16 protein-coding genes are annotated in these 16,751 nt (G+C 71.8%); 7 read left to right on the top strand and 9 right to left on the bottom strand.

The genetic code is table 11. The features are described 5' to 3' along the window. Positions 1-45 precede the first annotated feature (45 nt). The 3 genes from ACFVN5_RS03265 to ACFVN5_RS03275 all read left to right on the top strand — a co-directional run bounded on the left by ACFVN5_RS03265 (position 46) and on the right by ACFVN5_RS03275 (position 2,467). Positions 46-684, top strand: a complete 639-nt coding sequence (locus tag ACFVN5_RS03265) for a TetR/AcrR family transcriptional regulator (protein ID WP_376953192.1) — start codon at positions 46-48, stop codon at positions 682-684. 125 nt (positions 685-809) lie between these two features. Next, a complete protein-coding gene (locus tag ACFVN5_RS03270; RefSeq protein ID WP_376953194.1) occupies positions 810-1,826 on the top strand; it encodes a magnesium and cobalt transport protein CorA in 1,017 nt (338 codons plus the stop codon). A 272-nt stretch (positions 1,827-2,098) separates the two neighbouring features. Further along, positions 2,099-2,467, top strand: a complete 369-nt coding sequence (locus ACFVN5_RS03275) for a nuclear transport factor 2 family protein (RefSeq protein WP_376953195.1) — start codon at positions 2,099-2,101, stop codon at positions 2,465-2,467. A gap of 143 nt (positions 2,468-2,610) precedes the next feature. Here the strand turns inward: ACFVN5_RS03275 and ACFVN5_RS03280 are convergent, their stop codons facing one another. From ACFVN5_RS03280 to argG, 8 genes are all read right to left on the bottom strand, one after another. Next, on the bottom strand, positions 2,611-4,470 hold the full coding sequence (locus ACFVN5_RS03280; protein WP_376953196.1) for a YhgE/Pip family protein: 1,860 nt from the start codon (positions 4,468-4,470) through the stop codon (positions 2,611-2,613). Next, complete coding sequence (locus tag ACFVN5_RS03285) at positions 4,467-5,135, bottom strand: hypothetical protein (RefSeq protein ID WP_376953198.1); 669 nt, start codon at positions 5,133-5,135, stop codon at positions 4,467-4,469. Before ACFVN5_RS03285 ends, ACFVN5_RS03280 begins: the two co-directional genes overlap by 4 nt. After that, the gene (locus ACFVN5_RS03290) at positions 5,132-5,788 is read right to left on the bottom strand and encodes a TetR/AcrR family transcriptional regulator (RefSeq protein ID WP_376953199.1); all 657 of its coding nucleotides are present in this window, start codon (positions 5,786-5,788) and stop codon (positions 5,132-5,134) included. Before ACFVN5_RS03290 ends, ACFVN5_RS03285 begins: the two co-directional genes overlap by 4 nt. Before the next feature lie 50 nt (positions 5,789-5,838). After that, positions 5,839-6,507 (bottom strand): GAP family protein, encoded by a 669-nt coding sequence (locus tag ACFVN5_RS03295; RefSeq protein WP_376953200.1) that lies wholly within the window; start codon positions 6,505-6,507, stop codon positions 5,839-5,841. Between the two features lie 24 nt (positions 6,508-6,531). Continuing rightward, entirely contained in the window at positions 6,532-8,004 is a 1,473-nt protein-coding gene (cls, locus tag ACFVN5_RS03300) for a cardiolipin synthase (protein WP_376953201.1), read from the bottom strand. A gap of 210 nt (positions 8,005-8,214) precedes the next feature. Beyond that, on the bottom strand, positions 8,215-9,516 hold the full coding sequence (locus tag ACFVN5_RS03305) for an ABC transporter permease (protein WP_376953202.1): 1,302 nt from the start codon (positions 9,514-9,516) through the stop codon (positions 8,215-8,217). Next, a complete protein-coding gene (locus ACFVN5_RS03310) occupies positions 9,513-10,223 on the bottom strand; it encodes an ABC transporter ATP-binding protein (protein WP_376953203.1) in 711 nt (236 codons plus the stop codon). The genes ACFVN5_RS03305 and ACFVN5_RS03310 overlap by 4 nt, the downstream gene beginning before the upstream one ends. Positions 10,224-10,348: 125 nt before the next feature. After that, on the bottom strand, positions 10,349-11,776 hold the full coding sequence (argG, locus tag ACFVN5_RS03315; protein ID WP_376953204.1) for an argininosuccinate synthase: 1,428 nt from the start codon (positions 11,774-11,776) through the stop codon (positions 10,349-10,351). 199 nt (positions 11,777-11,975) lie between these two features. Here argG and ACFVN5_RS03320 point away from each other — a divergent pair, with 199 nt between their 5' ends. From ACFVN5_RS03320 to ACFVN5_RS03330, 3 genes are all read left to right on the top strand, one after another. Next, positions 11,976-13,418, top strand: a complete 1,443-nt coding sequence (locus ACFVN5_RS03320) for a S8 family serine peptidase (RefSeq protein ID WP_376953205.1) — start codon at positions 11,976-11,978, stop codon at positions 13,416-13,418. A 114-nt stretch (positions 13,419-13,532) separates the two neighbouring features. Beyond that, positions 13,533-14,081 (top strand): DUF3151 family protein, encoded by a 549-nt coding sequence (locus tag ACFVN5_RS03325; RefSeq protein WP_376953207.1) that lies wholly within the window; start codon positions 13,533-13,535, stop codon positions 14,079-14,081. Between the two features lies 1 nt (position 14,082). Further along, positions 14,083-15,369, top strand: a complete 1,287-nt coding sequence (locus tag ACFVN5_RS03330; protein ID WP_376953209.1) for an adenylosuccinate synthase — start codon at positions 14,083-14,085, stop codon at positions 15,367-15,369. A gap of 5 nt (positions 15,370-15,374) precedes the next feature. On the opposite strand, the gene ACFVN5_RS03335 is transcribed toward ACFVN5_RS03330, so the two are convergent. Continuing rightward, positions 15,375-15,803, bottom strand: a complete 429-nt coding sequence (locus ACFVN5_RS03335) for an SRPBCC family protein (protein WP_376953210.1) — start codon at positions 15,801-15,803, stop codon at positions 15,375-15,377. A gap of 83 nt (positions 15,804-15,886) precedes the next feature. Here ACFVN5_RS03335 and ACFVN5_RS03340 point away from each other — a divergent pair, with 83 nt between their 5' ends. Further along, positions 15,887-16,702 carry a helix-turn-helix domain-containing protein gene (locus ACFVN5_RS03340; protein WP_376953211.1) on the top strand — a complete coding sequence of 272 codons (816 nt, stop codon included), beginning with the start codon at positions 15,887-15,889 and terminating at the stop codon, positions 16,700-16,702. The last annotated feature ends 49 nt before the right edge of the window (positions 16,703-16,751 follow it).

The following is a 16,751-nucleotide window of genomic DNA, read 5'->3' on the forward strand; positions in this document are numbered from 1 at the left end:
GCTAGCAGTCATTGTCCGCATGGACAAGAGGGGTAGCATGGAGGCATGGCGAATCGGCTCGATCCGGCGGAGCGGCGGGAGCAGATCCTCGCCGCGACGCTCCGCCTGGTGGCGCGCGACGGCTTCGCACGCGTCACGCTGCGCGACGTCGCCGCGGAGGTCGGCGTGGTCCACGGCCTCATCCGGCACTACTTCGCCACTCGTGAGCAGCTCGTCGCGGCGGCCTTCGACGCCGCGGTCCTCGCCGAGCTCGAGGGGGACGAGGAGGTCGCCGAGCGCGTGGAGCCCGTGGAGGCGCTGGCCGACTGGCTCACCTCGACGCCCCGCGAGCACTACTTCGTCTGGATCGACGCGTGGAGCGAGGCTCCCCGCAACCCCGAGCTGCACGCCTCGCTCACGCGCCACCACCGCGACTGCGAGCGACGGCTCGCGCGCATCATCGAGCGGCTCGACGAGGCGGGGCTGGGCCGCAGCGACGATCCGGCCGGCGACGCGCGCATGCTCACCGCCCTCGTCGACGGCATGGCCGTGCAGCACCACGCCATCGGCCTGGTCACGCGCGCCGAGGCCGACCACGTCGTCTACACCGCGGCCGAAGGACGGCTCGGGCTCGCCCCGGGCACGCTCGAGCGCTCGCGCCCCACGGCCGTGCGCGGCCAGTGGGCCGCGAGCGACAGCGCCTGAGCCGGCGCCCGGCCCCATCCGCACTGCCGCGACCCCCTGCCGTTGCCCACGACCGGCGGCCGGCGGCCGCGACCCCGCCGCGTGTCGGATGCCGCGGCGCGCCGCCGCGCACGAGACTTGAGCCGATGCCCGTCGTCGACAACGCGATCTACCGGGGCGGCCGCCGGGTCGCCACGCCGGCGTCCCTCGAGGAGACCTTCGAGACCCGCGAGGCCCACGGCGGATTCGCCTGGATCGGCCTCTACCGGCCGACCGACGGCGAGATCGACGCGCTCGCGAGCGAGTTCGGGCTGCACCCGCTCTCGGTCGAGGACGCGAAGAAGGGCCACCAGCGCGCGAAGCTCGAGCGCTACGGCGACACCCTCTTCGTCGTGCTCCGTCCGGCGCGCTACCTCGACGACGTCGAGCAGGTCGAGTTCGGCGAGCTGCACGTGTTCATCGGACCCGACTTCGCCATCACGATCCGCCATGCCGAGTCCCCCGACCTCGCGCGCGTGCGCCGCCGGCTCGAGGGCAACCCCGAGCTGCTCGCGAAGGGGCCCGAGTCCGTGCTCTACGCCGTGCTCGACGAGGTCGTCGACGAGTACGTGCCGGTCGACCTGGGGCTCGAGAACGACATCGACGAGATCGAGGAGCAGCTCTTCTCGGGCGACCCCGAGGTGACCCGGCGCATCTACGACCTCGCGAGCGAGGTCATGGAGTTCCAGCGCGCGACGCGCCCGCTCGTGGGCATGTTCGACGCGCTCGAGCGCGGCTTCGAGAAGTACGGCGTCGAGCTCGAGCTGCAGCGGTACCTCCGCGACGTGAAGGACCACGTCATCCGCATCGTCGAGCACGGCGACGGGTTCCGGCAGCTCCTCCAGAACGCGCTGCAGGTGCACTCGACGCTCGTCGCGCAGCGGCAGAACGAGGAGATCCGCGTGCTCTCCGAGACGGCCCTCGCGCAGAGCGAGCAGACGAAGAAGATCTCGAGCTGGGCGGCCATCATCTTCGCGCCGAGCCTCATCGCGGCGGTCTACGGCATGAACTTCGTCTACATGCCCGAGCTCGACTGGCCCTGGGGCTACCCGTTCGCGGTCGCGCTCATGCTCGGATTCGCCGCCGGCCTGTACGGCGTCTTCAAGCGCCGCGGCTGGCTCTGAGCGCAGCGCACGAGCCGAGCGGATGCCGCGAGGCGGCGCCGCGGCATCCGTCATCGCCGTGCCCCTTCTCCCTGTTCCAACTTCCCGAGTGGGCGATCTTGGCGGCATCCGCCGGGATTCGCAGCCAAGATCGCCCACTCGTGGAGGAGAAGCCCGGGGTGGTGTGCGCAATTCAGGTCTGCGCGCGGCGTGTCGGCGCGACACGCCGCGCGGACCGCGAGCGACACACCTCCGCACCTGAATTGCGCACGCGCGGCGAGTAGCGTTGGGGCATGACCGAGATCACCGACGATCTGCCCGCCCGCCTCCTGCACGAGGAGCACGCCGGATGGAAGGCCATCCTCGAGGGGCATGGCGGCGAGCACTACCAGCGCGCGATGACGCGCGACGGACTCATGGTGGTGGAAGGGGCGGTGCTCGGTCGCGACGAGGTTCGCGCGGCGTTCCGCAGTGCCCCGCCGTGGGACTCGTACGAGCTGCACGAGCCCGCCGTCATCCGCCTCGGGGAGCACGCCGGCGTGCTCGTGTACCGGGCGGTCGCGCGCCGCGGCGAGGAGACGGCCGACCTGCGCATGTCGACGACCTACCTCTACGACGACGGCGCCTGGCGCGTGGCGGCGCACCAGCAGACTCCCGCCTGAGCACCCTCGCGGGTCGAGGAGCGCCCGGCGGAGCCGGACGCGTCTCGAAATCCTCCGGTGCGCAGGCGGGTTTCGAGACGCGCGCTGCGCGCGTTCCTCAACCTGCGGAGCTCGAGACGCGCGCTCCTCAACCCGCGAGCGCGTCAGCCGATCAGGCTCGGCTGCAGGTCGCGCAGCGTGCGGTAGTGGGTCATCCGCGTCACGCCGAGCGCCGCGAACACGAGCCCGCCCGCGAGCCACGCGAGCAGCGCGAGCGCATCGGTGCCGGCGCGTGAGAGGTCGCCGCCGTACATGAACTGCCGCATCGCGTCGACGACGTAGCCCATCGGCAGCACGTGGTGCAGGGCTGCGAGCGGCGCCGGCAGGGTCTGCCACGGGAACGTGCCGCCCGCGGTCACGAGCTGCAGCACCATGAGCACGAGCCCGAGGAACTGCCCGACCGATCCGAGCCAGACGTTGAGCGCGAGGATGATCGCCGCGTACGTCGCCGAGGCGAGCACCATGACGCCGAGCGTCCCGAACGGGTTCGCCATGTGGAACCCGAGCGTCACCGCGAGCACGACGAACAGCCCGATCATCTGCACGGCCCCGAGGATCCCGGGCGTCAGCCACCCGGCGAGCGTCACGCGGATCGGCGAGTGCAGCGCCGTGACCGCGCGTCGCGAGATCGGCTTCACGATGAGGAACAGCGCGTAGATGCCGATCCAGCCCGCGAGCGCGGCGAAGAAGGGCGCGAGGCCGGCGCCGTAGCTGCCCGCCTGGGTCACGGCGCTCGTCTCGAGGTCGATCGGGTGGGCGATCGTCGAGGCCTGGGCATCGCGCGTGGCCTGGTCGGAGTCGGGGATCGCGTCGACGCCGTCGGCGAGGCCGTCGCGCAGCGTGCCCGCGCCCTCGCCGAGTTCACCGAGTCCGTCGCCGAGCGTGCCGATGCCGTCGCGCAGCGCGCTCGAGCCCGACGCCACCTCGGCCGCGCCGTCGGCGGCGGTGCGTGCCCCGGCGGCCAGGTCGGACGAGCCGGAAGCGACCTGTGCGCTGCCCGCGGCGAGCTGGTCGATCTGCCCGACGACCTCCTGCACGCGGTCGTTGCCGGCGGCGAGGTCGTCGCCGAGGGGGTCGAGCCGCGCGAGCACGTCGTCGATGGTGGCCTGGTCGACGCCCGCCGCGGCGAGACGCGCCGCGACGTCGTCGCGCACCTGCGGGAGCGCAGTGGTCGCCTCGTCCACGGCGGCGCCCACGCGATCGGCGGATGCCGCGAGCTGCGCGTTCCCGTCGGCGACCTGCTGCGCGCCAGCCGCCAGCTGCGCCGACCCGTCCGCGAGCTGCGCGGTGCCGTCGGCGAGCTGCGTGCTCCCGTCGGCGAGGCGGGATGCCCCATCGGAGAGCCGGCCCGCGCCATCGACGGCCTGCGCGGCGCCGTCGGCCAGGCGTGCGGAGCCGTCGGCGGCGTCGGACAGGTTCGTGCGGATGGTCGAGATCGAGTCGAGCAGCGTCGACGCGGCCTCGCGTCCCACCTGCTCGGCGATCACGGCGCGAATCTGCTCCACGGCCTGCTTGCCGATCGTGCCGGCCAGGTAGCTGTTGGCGTCGTTCGTCGACAGCACGATCTCGGCCTGCCGCGGGGCATCCGTGCCGACTGAGGCGAGCGCGTCGGAGAAGTCGGCCGGGATGGTGATGGCGAAGTCGTAGGCGGACTCGTCGAGCCCGGTCGCGGCCTGCTCGGCGGAGACGCGGTGCCAGTCGAACGCGCCATCGGCGAGCAGCTCGTCGGCGACCTCGTCGCCCACGTTGCGCGCGGGCGCGTCGTCGGTGGCCGGCGTGCCCTCGTCCTCGACGACGAGGGCCACGGGCACGTCGGGGAACTTCGCGTACGGGTCCTGGTTCGCCCAGAGGTACAGGCCGCCGTAGAGCACGGGCACGGCGACGAGTGCGAGCAGCGCGATGACCGACATGCGCGTCGACGTGAGCCGCCGGAGCTCGGCGGCGATCATCTGGGGGACCTTCACGCGAGCCCCCCTTCGGCGATGGCCGCGTGCTCCGCGAGCTCGTCGACCTCGTCGGCCTGCATGCGCTCGATCATCGCGGCGGCGCCGATGGCGGCGGCCGACGCGTCGCCCGCGATGACGAGCACCGCGAACCCGCGATCGGCGAGGCGCTTGGCGAGGTCCCACCACTCGAGCGGGTCGCCGCCGTGGCGGTCGGGGGAGACGAGGACGAGTCCCTCGACGTCGTCGCGGAGGATCGCGAGCTCGGTGAGCAGGCGCAGCCGCACGACCGGCTCGACGTTCGCGATCGGGATCCGCGCGACGTCGCGCAGGCCGAGGTCGTCGAGCCAGCGGGCGACGGAGACGGGGTTCGAGGGAACGCCCGCGAACATGAGCTCCTCGGCGGCGACGCCGGCGACGGTCACGTTCGGCGCGGGATCGGAGACGTCGGGCGCGTCGACGAGGGCGACCGTGCGGCGGATCGCGGCGGCATCCGCTCGGCCGTCGATGGTCACGGTGCCGGTGTCGGGTCGCATGCGGCCCGAGGCGAGGAGGCCCAGGACGGTGGGGCGCTGCTCGGTCTCGGCACGCGCGAGCGTGGCCCGGCCGGACTCGAAGCCGACGGTGGTCGTGGGCAGCGCCTCGGAGCGGCGTCCCTTGCCGACGCCGCGCAGTTCGATCCTCATGCCGCGGGCTCTCCTGACGCGATCGGTGCCGCGAGCGCGGGCGCGGTATCGATGAGCTCGGTGCTGTCCTGCCACGAGAGCCCGGCCGTGCCGAGCACGGCGAGCATCACGAGGCGGCGCCCCTCGGCGTCGGCGATGCCGGTCACGGCCGCTTCGAGCAGCACGGCGATGGCGGCCGATTCGATGAGTCGGGCCAGCACGTCGGCGCGGATGTCGGGGCGCACCGTGCTCTCGGCGACGCCGCGCTCGACGAGGGCGCGCAGGCGCTCGCGCACGGGTGCCAGCGCTTCGGCGGCGTGCGCGGCGTACGGCTCGCGCACGGCCATGCCGGCGAGGACGCGCACGTGCTCGACGGCACCCCAGAGCCGCGCGCCGAGCAGCGCGATCGCCGTGGGGGCGTGCGGGTCGTCGGTCTCGGCGGCGATCGCGTTCAGGCGCGCGGCGCCCACGTCGATGACGGCGACCACGAGCTCGTCGCGGTTCGCGAAGTGCCCGTAGAAGGCGCGACGGGTGAGGCCGGCCGCACTCGTGATGCGCTCGAGCGGGGCATCGGATGCCTCGCCGAGGGCGTCGGCGGCGGCGGCCAGGAGGGCTTCGCGGTTGGCCGTGGCGTCTCGACGAGGGCGACGGCCCGCGTCGATGTCGGACGGCATGCGTCCATGCTACGAACTTGCACACCGATGTGCAAGTTTGCGCAGCGGACTCACAGCCGCGCGATGCCGGTGCCGATGATCACCACGCCGATGAGCAGGAGAATGGCCGCGCCGATCGTGCCGCTGTTCCGACCGAGCCACTCGCGGGCGCTCAGCAGCCGGGGTTCCATCCGGCGATGGTCGACCAGCGTCGCGACGATCGGCACCGCCACCGTCGACGCGGAGATCACCGTGTAGATCCCGATGACGATGAGCGACTGCGTCGTCGACACCCCGTCGCCGCGCAGGGCGAGGCCGGCGGCGATCGCGAGCAGCAGGGCCTTCGGGCGCACGTTGAGCAGGAGCGCGAGGCCGAACGACGACCAGGGGCCGAGCCGGGCCACTCCGTCGAGCCACTTGGGCATCGCCGTGGACGGGTTCCGCCTGGCTCGCACCCACGCGACGACTGCGATCACGACGAGCGCCAGCCCGACCAGGATCTCGCTGTAGCCGACGGCGGTGTCGGGGCGCCGACTCGATCGCGGCGACGGGATCGCCTGCGCGAAGAGCGTGCACAGCGTGACGACGAGCGCGAGTCCCAGGACGAAGCCGATGAGGAAGGGCAGCGCCGACCGCGACCGGTTCTCCGAGAGCAGGATCAGGATCGTCGCCATGATCGGCACCGAACTGACGGCGACCGCGATCGATATCGGGAGGATGTGGCCGATCGCCTGGAGCATCCGTGGTCCGCCTCGAGCCGGGTCCTACTGCAGCGCCGACGTGAGGCGCGCGACGCCGTCGAGGAACGTCGCCGTCGCAGGTTCGCGCTCCCACTCATCGAGCGTGAGCTCGCGGCCCAGGGTCCGGTACTCGGCCTCGACCTGGCGCATGTCGGCCACGAACGAGCGCCCGCGCACGAGCAGCGAGATCTCGAAGTTGAGGTTGAACGAGCGGATGTCCATGTTGCTCGAGCCGATCACCGCGACGTCGTCGTCGATCGAGAGGTGCTTGGCGTGCAGGATGTACGGCCCCGGGTAGAGGAAGATCCGAACGCCCGCGCGCAGCAGCGCCCCGTAGTAGGAGCGCTGCGCGTGCCACACCGAGCCCTGGTCGCCGATCTCCGACACGAACAGCTGCACCTCGAGCCCGCGCAGCCGCGCCGAGGTGATCGCGTACATCATCGCCTCGTCGGGCACGAAGTACGGGCTGGTGATGATCACCTGCTCCTGCGCAGCGTTGACCAGGCCGAGGAACAGGCGCAGGTTGTTCTCCAGCTCGTAGGCGGGTCCGCTCGGCACGACTTGGCAGACGAGCGCGTCGGGCGCGGGGTCGTCGGGCACGTCGGCCGCGGGAACGTGCTCGTCGGCGAGGAGGATCTCGTCGGTCTCGGCGTACCAGTCCGACAGGAAGACCGCATTGATCGCGGTCACGGAGCTGCCGGTGACGCGGGTCACGAGCTCCTGCCACTTGAGTCCGCGCTTCTGGTTCTTCGGGGAGTCGTAGCTGCGGTCGATGAGGTTCTGCGAGCCGGTGTAGGCGATGCGGCCGTCGACCACGACGAGCTTGCGGTGGTTGCGCAGGTCGGGCCGCTGGTAGTGGCCCTTGAACGGCTGCACCGGCAGCAGGTACCGCCAGATCACGCCGATCCGGTCGAGCTCGGCGACCGTCTCCTTGTGGATCGGGACCTTCGCCGAGGCGATGTGGTCCATCAGGAGCCGCACGGTCACGCCGCGCTGCACCGCCCGCTCCATCGCGGCGAAGAACCCGCGCGTGGTGTCGTCGAAGGCGACGATGAAGAACTCGACGTGCACGAACCGCTCGGCGAGGTCCAGGTCGGCGGCCATCCGATCGATCGACGCCTGGTAGTCGCCGATGAGCTCGGCGCGATTGCCGCCGGTCGCGGGCAGCGCTCCGAGTCGGCGGTTCTGCTCCGTGATCGTGCGGAACCACGAGGGCCATGATGCGGGGTCGGTGTCGAGGTCGACGCCCTCGGCGCGCTGCTCGATGATCGCGTTGATCTCCTTCTGCCGCTCCATCCGCTTCTTCGGCAGCTTCACGTTGCCGATGATGAGGAACAGGATGATGCCGACGAACGGGATCAGGAAGATCGCGAGCAGCCACGCCATGGCCGCGGTGGGCTTGCGATCGCGCGGGATGATGATGAGCGCGGCGATGCGGATGGCGAGGTCGGCGAGGATCAGGATGCCGCCGATGAGGTTCGCCAGCTCGGCGCTCAACGCCCGGCTCCCGACACGAAGGGTCCACCAGCAGTCATCGCGTCCTCCCCAGTACGGTCGCGGAGCAGTTGACTGAGTATGGCACGGGGCCTCCGCGCTGGGGAGGCCCACGTCCGCGGGTTGAGGAGGCCCGCAGGGCCGTCGCGAAACCCGCCCGCGAAGACGGTTTCGAGACGCCCGCTGCGCGGACTCCTCACCCAGCGGAACAGGTCATTCGTACCGGAGCGCGTCGATCGGGTTCAACCGTGCCGCGCGAGCGGCGGGCAGCGAGCCGGCGACGAACGCGATGCCCATCACGAGCAGCACGATCGTCAGGATCGACATGGGGTCGAACGCGATGAGCGTGAGTCCGGGCAGGTCGGCGAGCAGCGTCGACGACAGCGCGCCGCCCACGACGGTGCCCGCGAGCATCCCGACGCCGATGCCGACGAGGCTGCCGAGCAGGCCGATGTACGTCGCCTCCGAGCTGAACAGCCCGAACACGCGTCCGCTGCCCATGCCCATCGCCTTCATGAGGCCGATCTCGCGCGTGCGCTCCTGCACCGACATGAAGAGCGTGTTCACGATGCCGAAGCTGGCCGCGAGCAGCGCGATGATCGCGAACGCGTTCAGCACGAGCACGATGCCGTCGATGACCGTCTTGAACGCGCCGAGCGTGTCGTCGACGGTCGTCGCCTGGAACCCGGCATCCGTGAGGTCGGCGCGGAGCGCCTCGACCTGCTCGGGCGTCGAGGCGGGGTCGAACCGCACGGTGGCCGACCCGTACGACTCCGCCTGCCCGGCCGGCGCACCGGTCTCCTGGGCGGCGTAGAGGGCGTCGGTCAGCGCCGTGTTGGGCGAGGCGCTGCCGCCCGCACCGCCGAGGCCCGCCTCGGACACGCCGACGATCGTCGCCGTCACGGTCTGCTCGGCGCCGTCGCCATCGGTCAGTCCGAAGACGACCTCCTGGCCGATCGCGGCCGCGTCGTCGTCGAACCCGAGCGGCTCGACGTAGTCCACCGGCACGACCACCTGCAGGGCATCGGATGCCGCGTCGGGCTGCTCCCCGGCCGCGAGCTGCACCTCCATGCCCGGGATGAAGGAGCCCACGTCGATGCGGTACGCCGTGCCGTCGCCGTGCCGGATCCAGTCCACGTCGATCGCCTTCACGGGCTCGACCGAGACGACGCCGTCGATCGCGGCGAGCTCGTCGAGGTCGGACGCGGTGATCGGGTCGATGGACTGGCCCGACGGCGGGCCCGGAGCCGTGCGCTGCTGGGCCACCTGGTCGGCGACGTACTCCTGCGGCCCGTCGCCGGCGTCCTCGTCGGGTGCGTGCGTCACGGTCATGACGTCGCCCGCGCCGATCTCGGCGACCGTCTGGTCGATGTACCGGTTGATGCCGGTGCCGAGCCCGGTGGTGATGGTGAGGGTGAACGCGCCGATGAAGATCGCGAGGATCGTCAGGATCGTGCGGGTCTTCGAGCGGAACGTGTTGGAGATCGCGCTCGCGATCACGTCGGTCGTCTTCACGCGGCGAACACCTCCTCAGCGTCGACGGATGCCTCGACGAGAAGGCCGTCGCGCATGTGGATCCGCCGGTCGCAGCGTGCGGCGAGCTCCTCGTCGTGCGTGACGATGATGAGCGTGATGGCCTGCTCGCGATTGAGGTCGAACAGGATGTCCTCGACGACCGCGCCGGTCGCCGAGTCGAGGTTGCCCGTCGGCTCGTCGGCGAAGATCACCTGCGGCGAGTTCACGAGCGCCCGGGCGATGACGACGCGCTGCTTCTGCCCGCCCGAGAGGTCGGAGGCGCGGTTGCGGGCCTTGTCCTCGAGCTCGAGCTGTGCCAGGGCGGCAAGACCCCGGCGGCGGCGCTCGGCACGGCCGACGCCGGCGATCTTGAGCGGCAGGATGACGTTCTCGAGCACGGTCGCGTTCGGCGTGAGGAAGAACTGCTGGAACACGAAGCCGAACGTGCGGTTGCGGGCGCGATTGAGCTCCCGGCCATGGAGCGTGCCCGCATCACGCCCGGCGAGGCGGACCGTGCCCGACGTCGGCTGGTCGAGGAGCGCGAGCAGGTGCATCAGCGTCGACTTGCCGGATCCCGACTTGCCGACGATCGCGAGGGACTCGCCCTCGCGCACCTCGAAGCTCACCCCCTTGAGCGCGTCGAAGCGCGTCGCGCCTCGCCCGTACGTCTTGTGCAGGCCGTCGACCTGCAGGATGGGGGTCGCCATGTCGAGTCCTCTCGGGTTCGGCGCGCGCGTCGCGCACCGTCATCGAGTCTCGTCGGCGCCGACGCGCAGCGCGTCCACCCGGAGAGGTAACTCCGCCTACCGCCGTCGCAGTACGCGGGCGACGGTCAGTCGGTACCGAGGTCGAACGCCGCGGCCTCGTTCGCGGCATCCGTCGCGGCCTCGAGCTCGGTCTCGGCCTCGCCCGCGGCGATCTGCGCGGCCTGGCCCGAGGCGATCTCGCCCACCAGTTGCGCGGTCGCGCCGCCCACGACGCCGAGCTGCGCGTACTGCTCGAGGCGTGCGCGCGAGTCGGCGATGTCGAGGTTGCGCATGGTGAGCTGGCCGATGCGGTCCTCGGGGCCGAACGCCTGGTCGCCGACGCGCTCCATGGAGAGCTTGTCGGGGTGGTAGCTCAGCGCCGGACCCTCGGTGTTCAGGATCGTGTAGTCGTCGCCGCGACGCAGGCGCAGCGTGACCTCGCCGGTCACGGCCGAGCCCACCCAGCGCTGGATCGACTCGCGCAGCATGAGCGACTGCGGGTCGAGCCACCGGCCCTCGTACATCAGGCGGCCGAGGCGGCGGCCCTCCTGGTGGTAGTTCGCGATCGTGTCCTCGTTGTGGATCGCGTTGAGCAGGCGCTCGTAGGTGATGTGCAGCAGCGCCATGCCCGGCGCCTCGTAGATGCCGCGCGACTTCGCCTCGATGATGCGGTTCTCGATCTGGTCGCTCATGCCGAGGCCGTGCCGGCCGCCGATGCGGTTCGCCTCGAGCACGAGCTCCACCGGGTCGTCGAACTCGACGCCGTTGAGCGCGACCGGGCGGCCCTGCTCGTAGCGAACGGTGACGTCCTCGGCGTCGACCACGAGCGCGTCGTCCCAGAAGCGGACGCCCATGATCGGCTCGACGATGGTGATGCCGGCGTCGAGGTCCTCGAGCTTCTTCGCCTCGTGCGTCGCGCCCCAGATGTTCGCGTCGGTGGAGTACGCCTTCTCGCCGGAGGTGCGGTAGGGCAGGTCGCGCTGCTGCATCCACTCGCTCATCTCGGCACGGCCGCCGAGCTCGGTGACGAACGTCTGGTCGAGCCACGGCTTGTAGATGCGCAGTCGCGGGTTGGCCATGAGGCCGTAGCGGTAGAACCGCTCGATGTCGTTGCCCTTGTAGGTCGAGCCGTCGCCCCAGATGTCGACGCCGTCCTCCATCATGGCGCGCACGAGCAGCGTGCCGGTGACCGCACGGCCGAGCGGCGTGGTGTTGAAGTACGTCTTGCCGCCCGAGCGGATGTGGAACGCGCCGCACTGCAGCGCGACCAGGCCCTCCTCGACGAGCGCGGTCTTCACGTCGACGAGACGGCTGATCTCGGCCCCGTACTCGAGCGCGCGACCGGGCACGGCCTCGACGTCGGGCTCGTCGGGCTGGCCGAGGTCGGCGGTGTAGGTGCAGGGGATCGCACCCTTCTCGCGCATCCAGGCGACCGCCACGGAGGTGTCGAGGCCTCCCGAGAACGCGATGCCGACGCGCTCGCCGGCGGGGAGGCTCGTGAGGACTTTGGACATGGCCTCCAGCCTACTTGCGCGGATCATCGCACGACGACGCGGGCCGGTGTCAATGGCCCCCGCCCGGGGGTCGGTATCCCCTAGACTCGCGCCACCGGTCGCGCGGCTCCAAAGATGCCGTCGCGCGTCGCATCCACTGGACGAGCCGGGCCGTCGCCCAACAGGGCGGCGGCGCTTTTCGCATTGAACGGAGAACTGGATGAAGAACCGCAAGGTGATCGGCGTGGCATGTGCCGCCGCCCTCGCCGTCGGGCTCATCGGCACCGCGGCCGTCCCGGCCGCCGCAGCCGGACCCGACACCACGTACCTCGTGCTCGCGCCGCAGGGCAAGAGCACGGCCAAGGCCGCGGCGCGCGTCGCCGCGGCGGGCGGCACCGTTGTCGCCGCCTACGACCAGATCGGCGTGCTCGTGGCGCGCTCGACCAACGCGTCGTTCCAGACCTCGGTCGCGGGTGCCGGCGTCGACGCCGTCGCCTCGACGAACGGGCTCGGCACGACGCTGATCGACGACGACATCGTCGAGGCGTCCGGCACCGCGGCCGTCGACGCGTCGGGCGATCCGACCGCCGAGCCGCTGTGGGGCTCGCAGTGGGACATGGCGCAGATCGACGTGCCGGCCGCGCACGCGATCACGACGGGTGACCCCTCGGTCGTCGTCGGCGTGCTCGACTCGGGCATCGACGCCACCCACCCCGACCTCGCGACCCAGGTCGCGAAGGACCAGAGCGCCTCGTGCATCGGCGGCGTCGTCGACACGAGCCAGGCCGCGTGGAGCCCGACGACCTCGTCGCACGGCACCCACGTGGCGGGCACCATCGCCGCCGCGATCAACGGCATCGGCATCGCCGGTGTCGCGCCCGGCGTGAAGGTGGCGTCGGTGAAGGTCGTCAACGACGACGGCTTCATCTACCCCGAGGCCGCGATCTGCGGGTACCTCTGGGCCGCCGACCACGGCATGCCGATCACGAACAACAGCTACTTCATCGACCCGTGGGAGTTCAACTGCGTGAACGACCCGCGCCAGCGTCCGGTGTGGCAGGCCGTGCAGCGCGCGCTGCGCTACTCGTCGGCGCAGGGCACCCTGACGGTCGCCTCGGCGGGCAACAGCAACGTCGACCTGCAGCACAAGTTCACCGACTCGAGCAGCCCGAACGACGGCAGCTACCCCGTCGAGGACCGCACCATCAACGGCGCGTGCCGCGACCTCCCGGCCGAGGCGCCCGGCGTCGTGACCGTGTCGGCCGTCGGCCCGAACGAGCAGAAGAGCTACTACTCGTCGTACGGCCAGGGCGTCGTCGACGTGACGGCTCCCGGCGGTGACACGCGCTTCCGCACTGGCGGCGCATCGTCCACCATCACCGACGCCGTCCTCTCGACCATCCCCGGCGGCGGCTACGGCTGGTCGCAGGGCACGTCGATGGCCGGACCGCACGCGGCCGGCGTCGCGGCGCTCGCGCTGTCGGCGCACCCGGGCATGAACCCCGGTCAGTTGGCCTCGTTCCTCGAGCGCACGGCGACGCCGATCGCCTGCCCGCCCGGTGTGTTCGAGCCCCGTCCCGGCTACCCCGCCACGTGCACGGGCGGCCAGCGCAACGGGTTCTACGGCGCGGGCAACGTCAACGCGCTCAACGCGGTGCAGTGATCCGCTGAGCCGCAGCGCGAGGGGTCGGACCGCACGGTCCGGCCCCTCGTCGCGTGTGTCGGGGCGTGTCCGCGCGCCCCCGGGCCGCGAAAAGGCCCCGCGATACACTCGAGTGTGACCCCAGACGAATCAGCACCCGAGGGCGAGGCGTCGCTCGCCGACGAGCCCGAGGTGCGGCAGGCGCTCGCCGAGGCCGATCGTGCTTCCGTCGCGTCCGTCGTGGCGGGGCATCCGTCGTCACCGCTCGCTTGGGCCGAACTGGCCGACCTGGCCGACTCGGAAGGCCACTCCATCGAGGCGTTCGCCTACGCGGCCGTCGCCGTCGACCTCGCGCGCGAGCAGCTCGCGGCATCCGGCTGGCGGCCCGGGAACGCCGTGCCGTGGCGCATCGAGCCGAACCGCGCCTACCTCCGAGCGCTCGACGCGCAGCGCCGGGCCGCGCTCGCGCTCGGGCTCGACGACCACGCCGGGCGCCTCGCCGACGAGCTCGCCTCGGCCGACGCCGAGGCGCCGGCGCGCATCGCGTCGGAGTTCACGCCCACCCAGCTCATGCCGATCGTGGCATCCGCGGCGGTCATCACGCCTGCGACCGAGTTCGAAGCACGCACCGGCGAGCCGCTCGCCGAACCCACCGCCGCCGTCGACGCGGCAGGAGAGGACTGACATGCCCGCAGCCGTACTCATCGGAGCGCAATGGGGCGACGAGGGCAAGGGCAAGGCGACGGACCTGCTTGGTTCGCGCCTCGACTACGTCGTGAAGTTCAACGGCGGCAACAACGCCGGGCACACCGTGGTCGTGGGCGAGGAGAAGTACGCCCTCCACCTGCTGCCGTCGGGCATCCTCACGCCGGGCGTCACGCCGGTCATCGCCAACGGCGTCGTCGTCGACATCGAGGTGCTCTTCGAGGAGCTCGAGGGGCTCGCGAGCCGCGGCGTGGATGTCTCGAAGCTCCGCATCTCGGCGAACGCGCACCTCATCACGCAGTACCACCGCACCCTCGACAAGGTCACCGAGCGCTTCCTCGGCAAGCGCCAGATCGGCACCACGGGTCGCGGCATCGGCCCGGCGTACGCCGACAAGATCAACCGCGTGGGCCTGCGCCTGCAGGACCTGTTCGACGAGAACATCCTGCGGCAGAAGGTCGAAGGGGCGCTCGACCAGAAGAACCACCTGCTCGTGAAGGTCTACAACCGCCGCGCGATCGGCGTCGACGAGGTCGTCGACGAGCTGCTCGGCTACGTCGACCGCCTGCGGCCCATGGTCACCGACACGTCGCTGCTGCTGCACCAGGCGCTCGAGCGCGGTGAGACCGTGCTCTTCGAGGGCGGCCAGGCCACGATGCTCGACGTCGACCACGGCACCTACCCGTTCGTCACGTCGTCGAACGCGACGAGCGGGGGCGCCGTCACCGGTTCGGGCATCGCGCCGAACCGCATCGACCGCGTGATCGCCGTCGTGAAGGCGTACACGACGCGCGTCGGCGCCGGCCCGTTCCCCACCGAGCTGTTCGACGAGTGGGGCGAGTTCCTCAGCGAGCGCGGCTTCGAGTTCGGCACCACCACCGGGCGCCGCCGGCGCACGGGCTGGTACGACGCGCCCATCGCCCGGTACGCGTCGCGCATCAACGGCGTCACCGACTTCGTGCTCACGAAGCTCGACGTGCTCACCGGCCTCGAGAAGATCCCCGTTGCGGTCGCCTACGAGGTCGACGGGCAGCGCGTCGACGAGGTGCCCGTGTCGCAGTCCGACTTCCACCACGCCGTGCCGGTCTACGAGGAGTTCCCCGGCTGGCAGGAGGACATCTCGGGCGCCCGCGAGTTCTCGGAGCTCCCCGCGAACGCGCAGGCGTACGTGCGCGAGCTCGAGGCGATGAGCGGATCGCGCATCTCCGCGATCGGCGTCGGCCCCGGCCGCGAGGAGATCGTCCAGCTGCACGACCTGCTCGACTAGCTGTACTACTCGCCCTCGACCCACGCCTTCAGGCGGGTGAGCTGCACGCCGTCCTCGCGGGCGATCGCGCCGCGGATCATGGGCGCGAACAGCGAGACGAGGCCGCGGGTGCCCACGGCGGCGTCGAGCCGCACGCGGCTGCCCGCGGCATCCGTCGCGCCGGGCTCGATCGAGTACGCGTAGTCGGCGGTCACGCCGCCCACGGCACTGCGCATGGTGAGCCCGCGACCGGGCTCGATCGCCGTGATCGTCGACGTGCGCTCCTTGCCGCGCGCGACGAAGTGCAGCACGGTGCCGACCGCGAGCGGGCCGTCGGCGCGCATCGAGTCGACGCCGGGCATCCAGTTGGGCGCGCCCGACCAGTCGGTGAGCCGCGTCCAGACCGCGTCGACCGGAGCCGCGATCGACTGCTCGTCGGTGAATGCGGTCTTCATGGTGCTCCCGTCGTCGCCGTCATGCGGCGAGGCTAGACCGCCGCACGGGGCATCCGATTGGATGGATTTCACGGAGGTGGCGCGTGGAGGTCGCTGGTCGCCCGGCGCGGGGCCCGCTCGCCGAGGCGGTGCGCGAGCTCTGGTTCTTGCGCGGGCCGGCGCCGACCCGCTACGAGCGCATCTTCCCGATGACCGACGTGCACCTCGTCGTGAACCTCTCGCCCCAGCCCTACCGGGTGCTCGAGTCGGCGGATGCCGCGTGGCGCACGCTCGGGCCGGCGTTCTGCTCGGGTATGCGCTCCCGGTTCGTCGTGAGCGAGGCGCCCGACGCCATCGTGAACGCGGGAGCGGTCGTGCGCGCCGACGGGCTCCGCGTGCTGGGGCTCGACCCCGAACGGCTCGCCGGCGCGGTGACGTCGCAGCCGTGGCTCGAGGGGCCGGCGGCGCTCGGTCCGGATGCCGCGGCCGACGACGTGCTCGACGCGATCGAGGCGCTGCTGAGCGACCGCCTTGCCGTGGGTCGCGCGGCCGACCCGATCGTGCGCGACGCGATCGGGCGGCTCGAGGCGGACCCCGCACACCGGATCGGCGCGCTCGCAACCGAGCACGGCCTGCGGCATCCGGCGTTCGTCGCCCGATTCCGCCGGGCGACCGGCTCGACGCCCAAGCGCTACGCCGAGCTCGTGCGGTTCCACCGGCTCATCGACGCGACGCCCGTGGCCGGCGCCGCCCCCTGGAGTTCGCTCGCCGCCGACGGCGGCTACTACGACCAGTCGCACGTGATCCGCGACTTCAAGCGGTTCACCGGGTACACGCCCGCCGACTACCACCGGCGGGTCAGTGCCGCCGGGCCCGACGCCGTGCGGTTCGTGCCCGATCCCGAGGCGGCGTTCCGCTAGCCGGACATGACGAGGGCGGATGCCGCGACTGCGCGGCATCCGCCCTCGA

It is taken from the genome of Agromyces sp. NPDC057865 (genome assembly GCF_042796995.1).
Taxonomy (GTDB): Bacteria; Actinomycetota; Actinomycetes; order Actinomycetales; family Microbacteriaceae; genus Agromyces.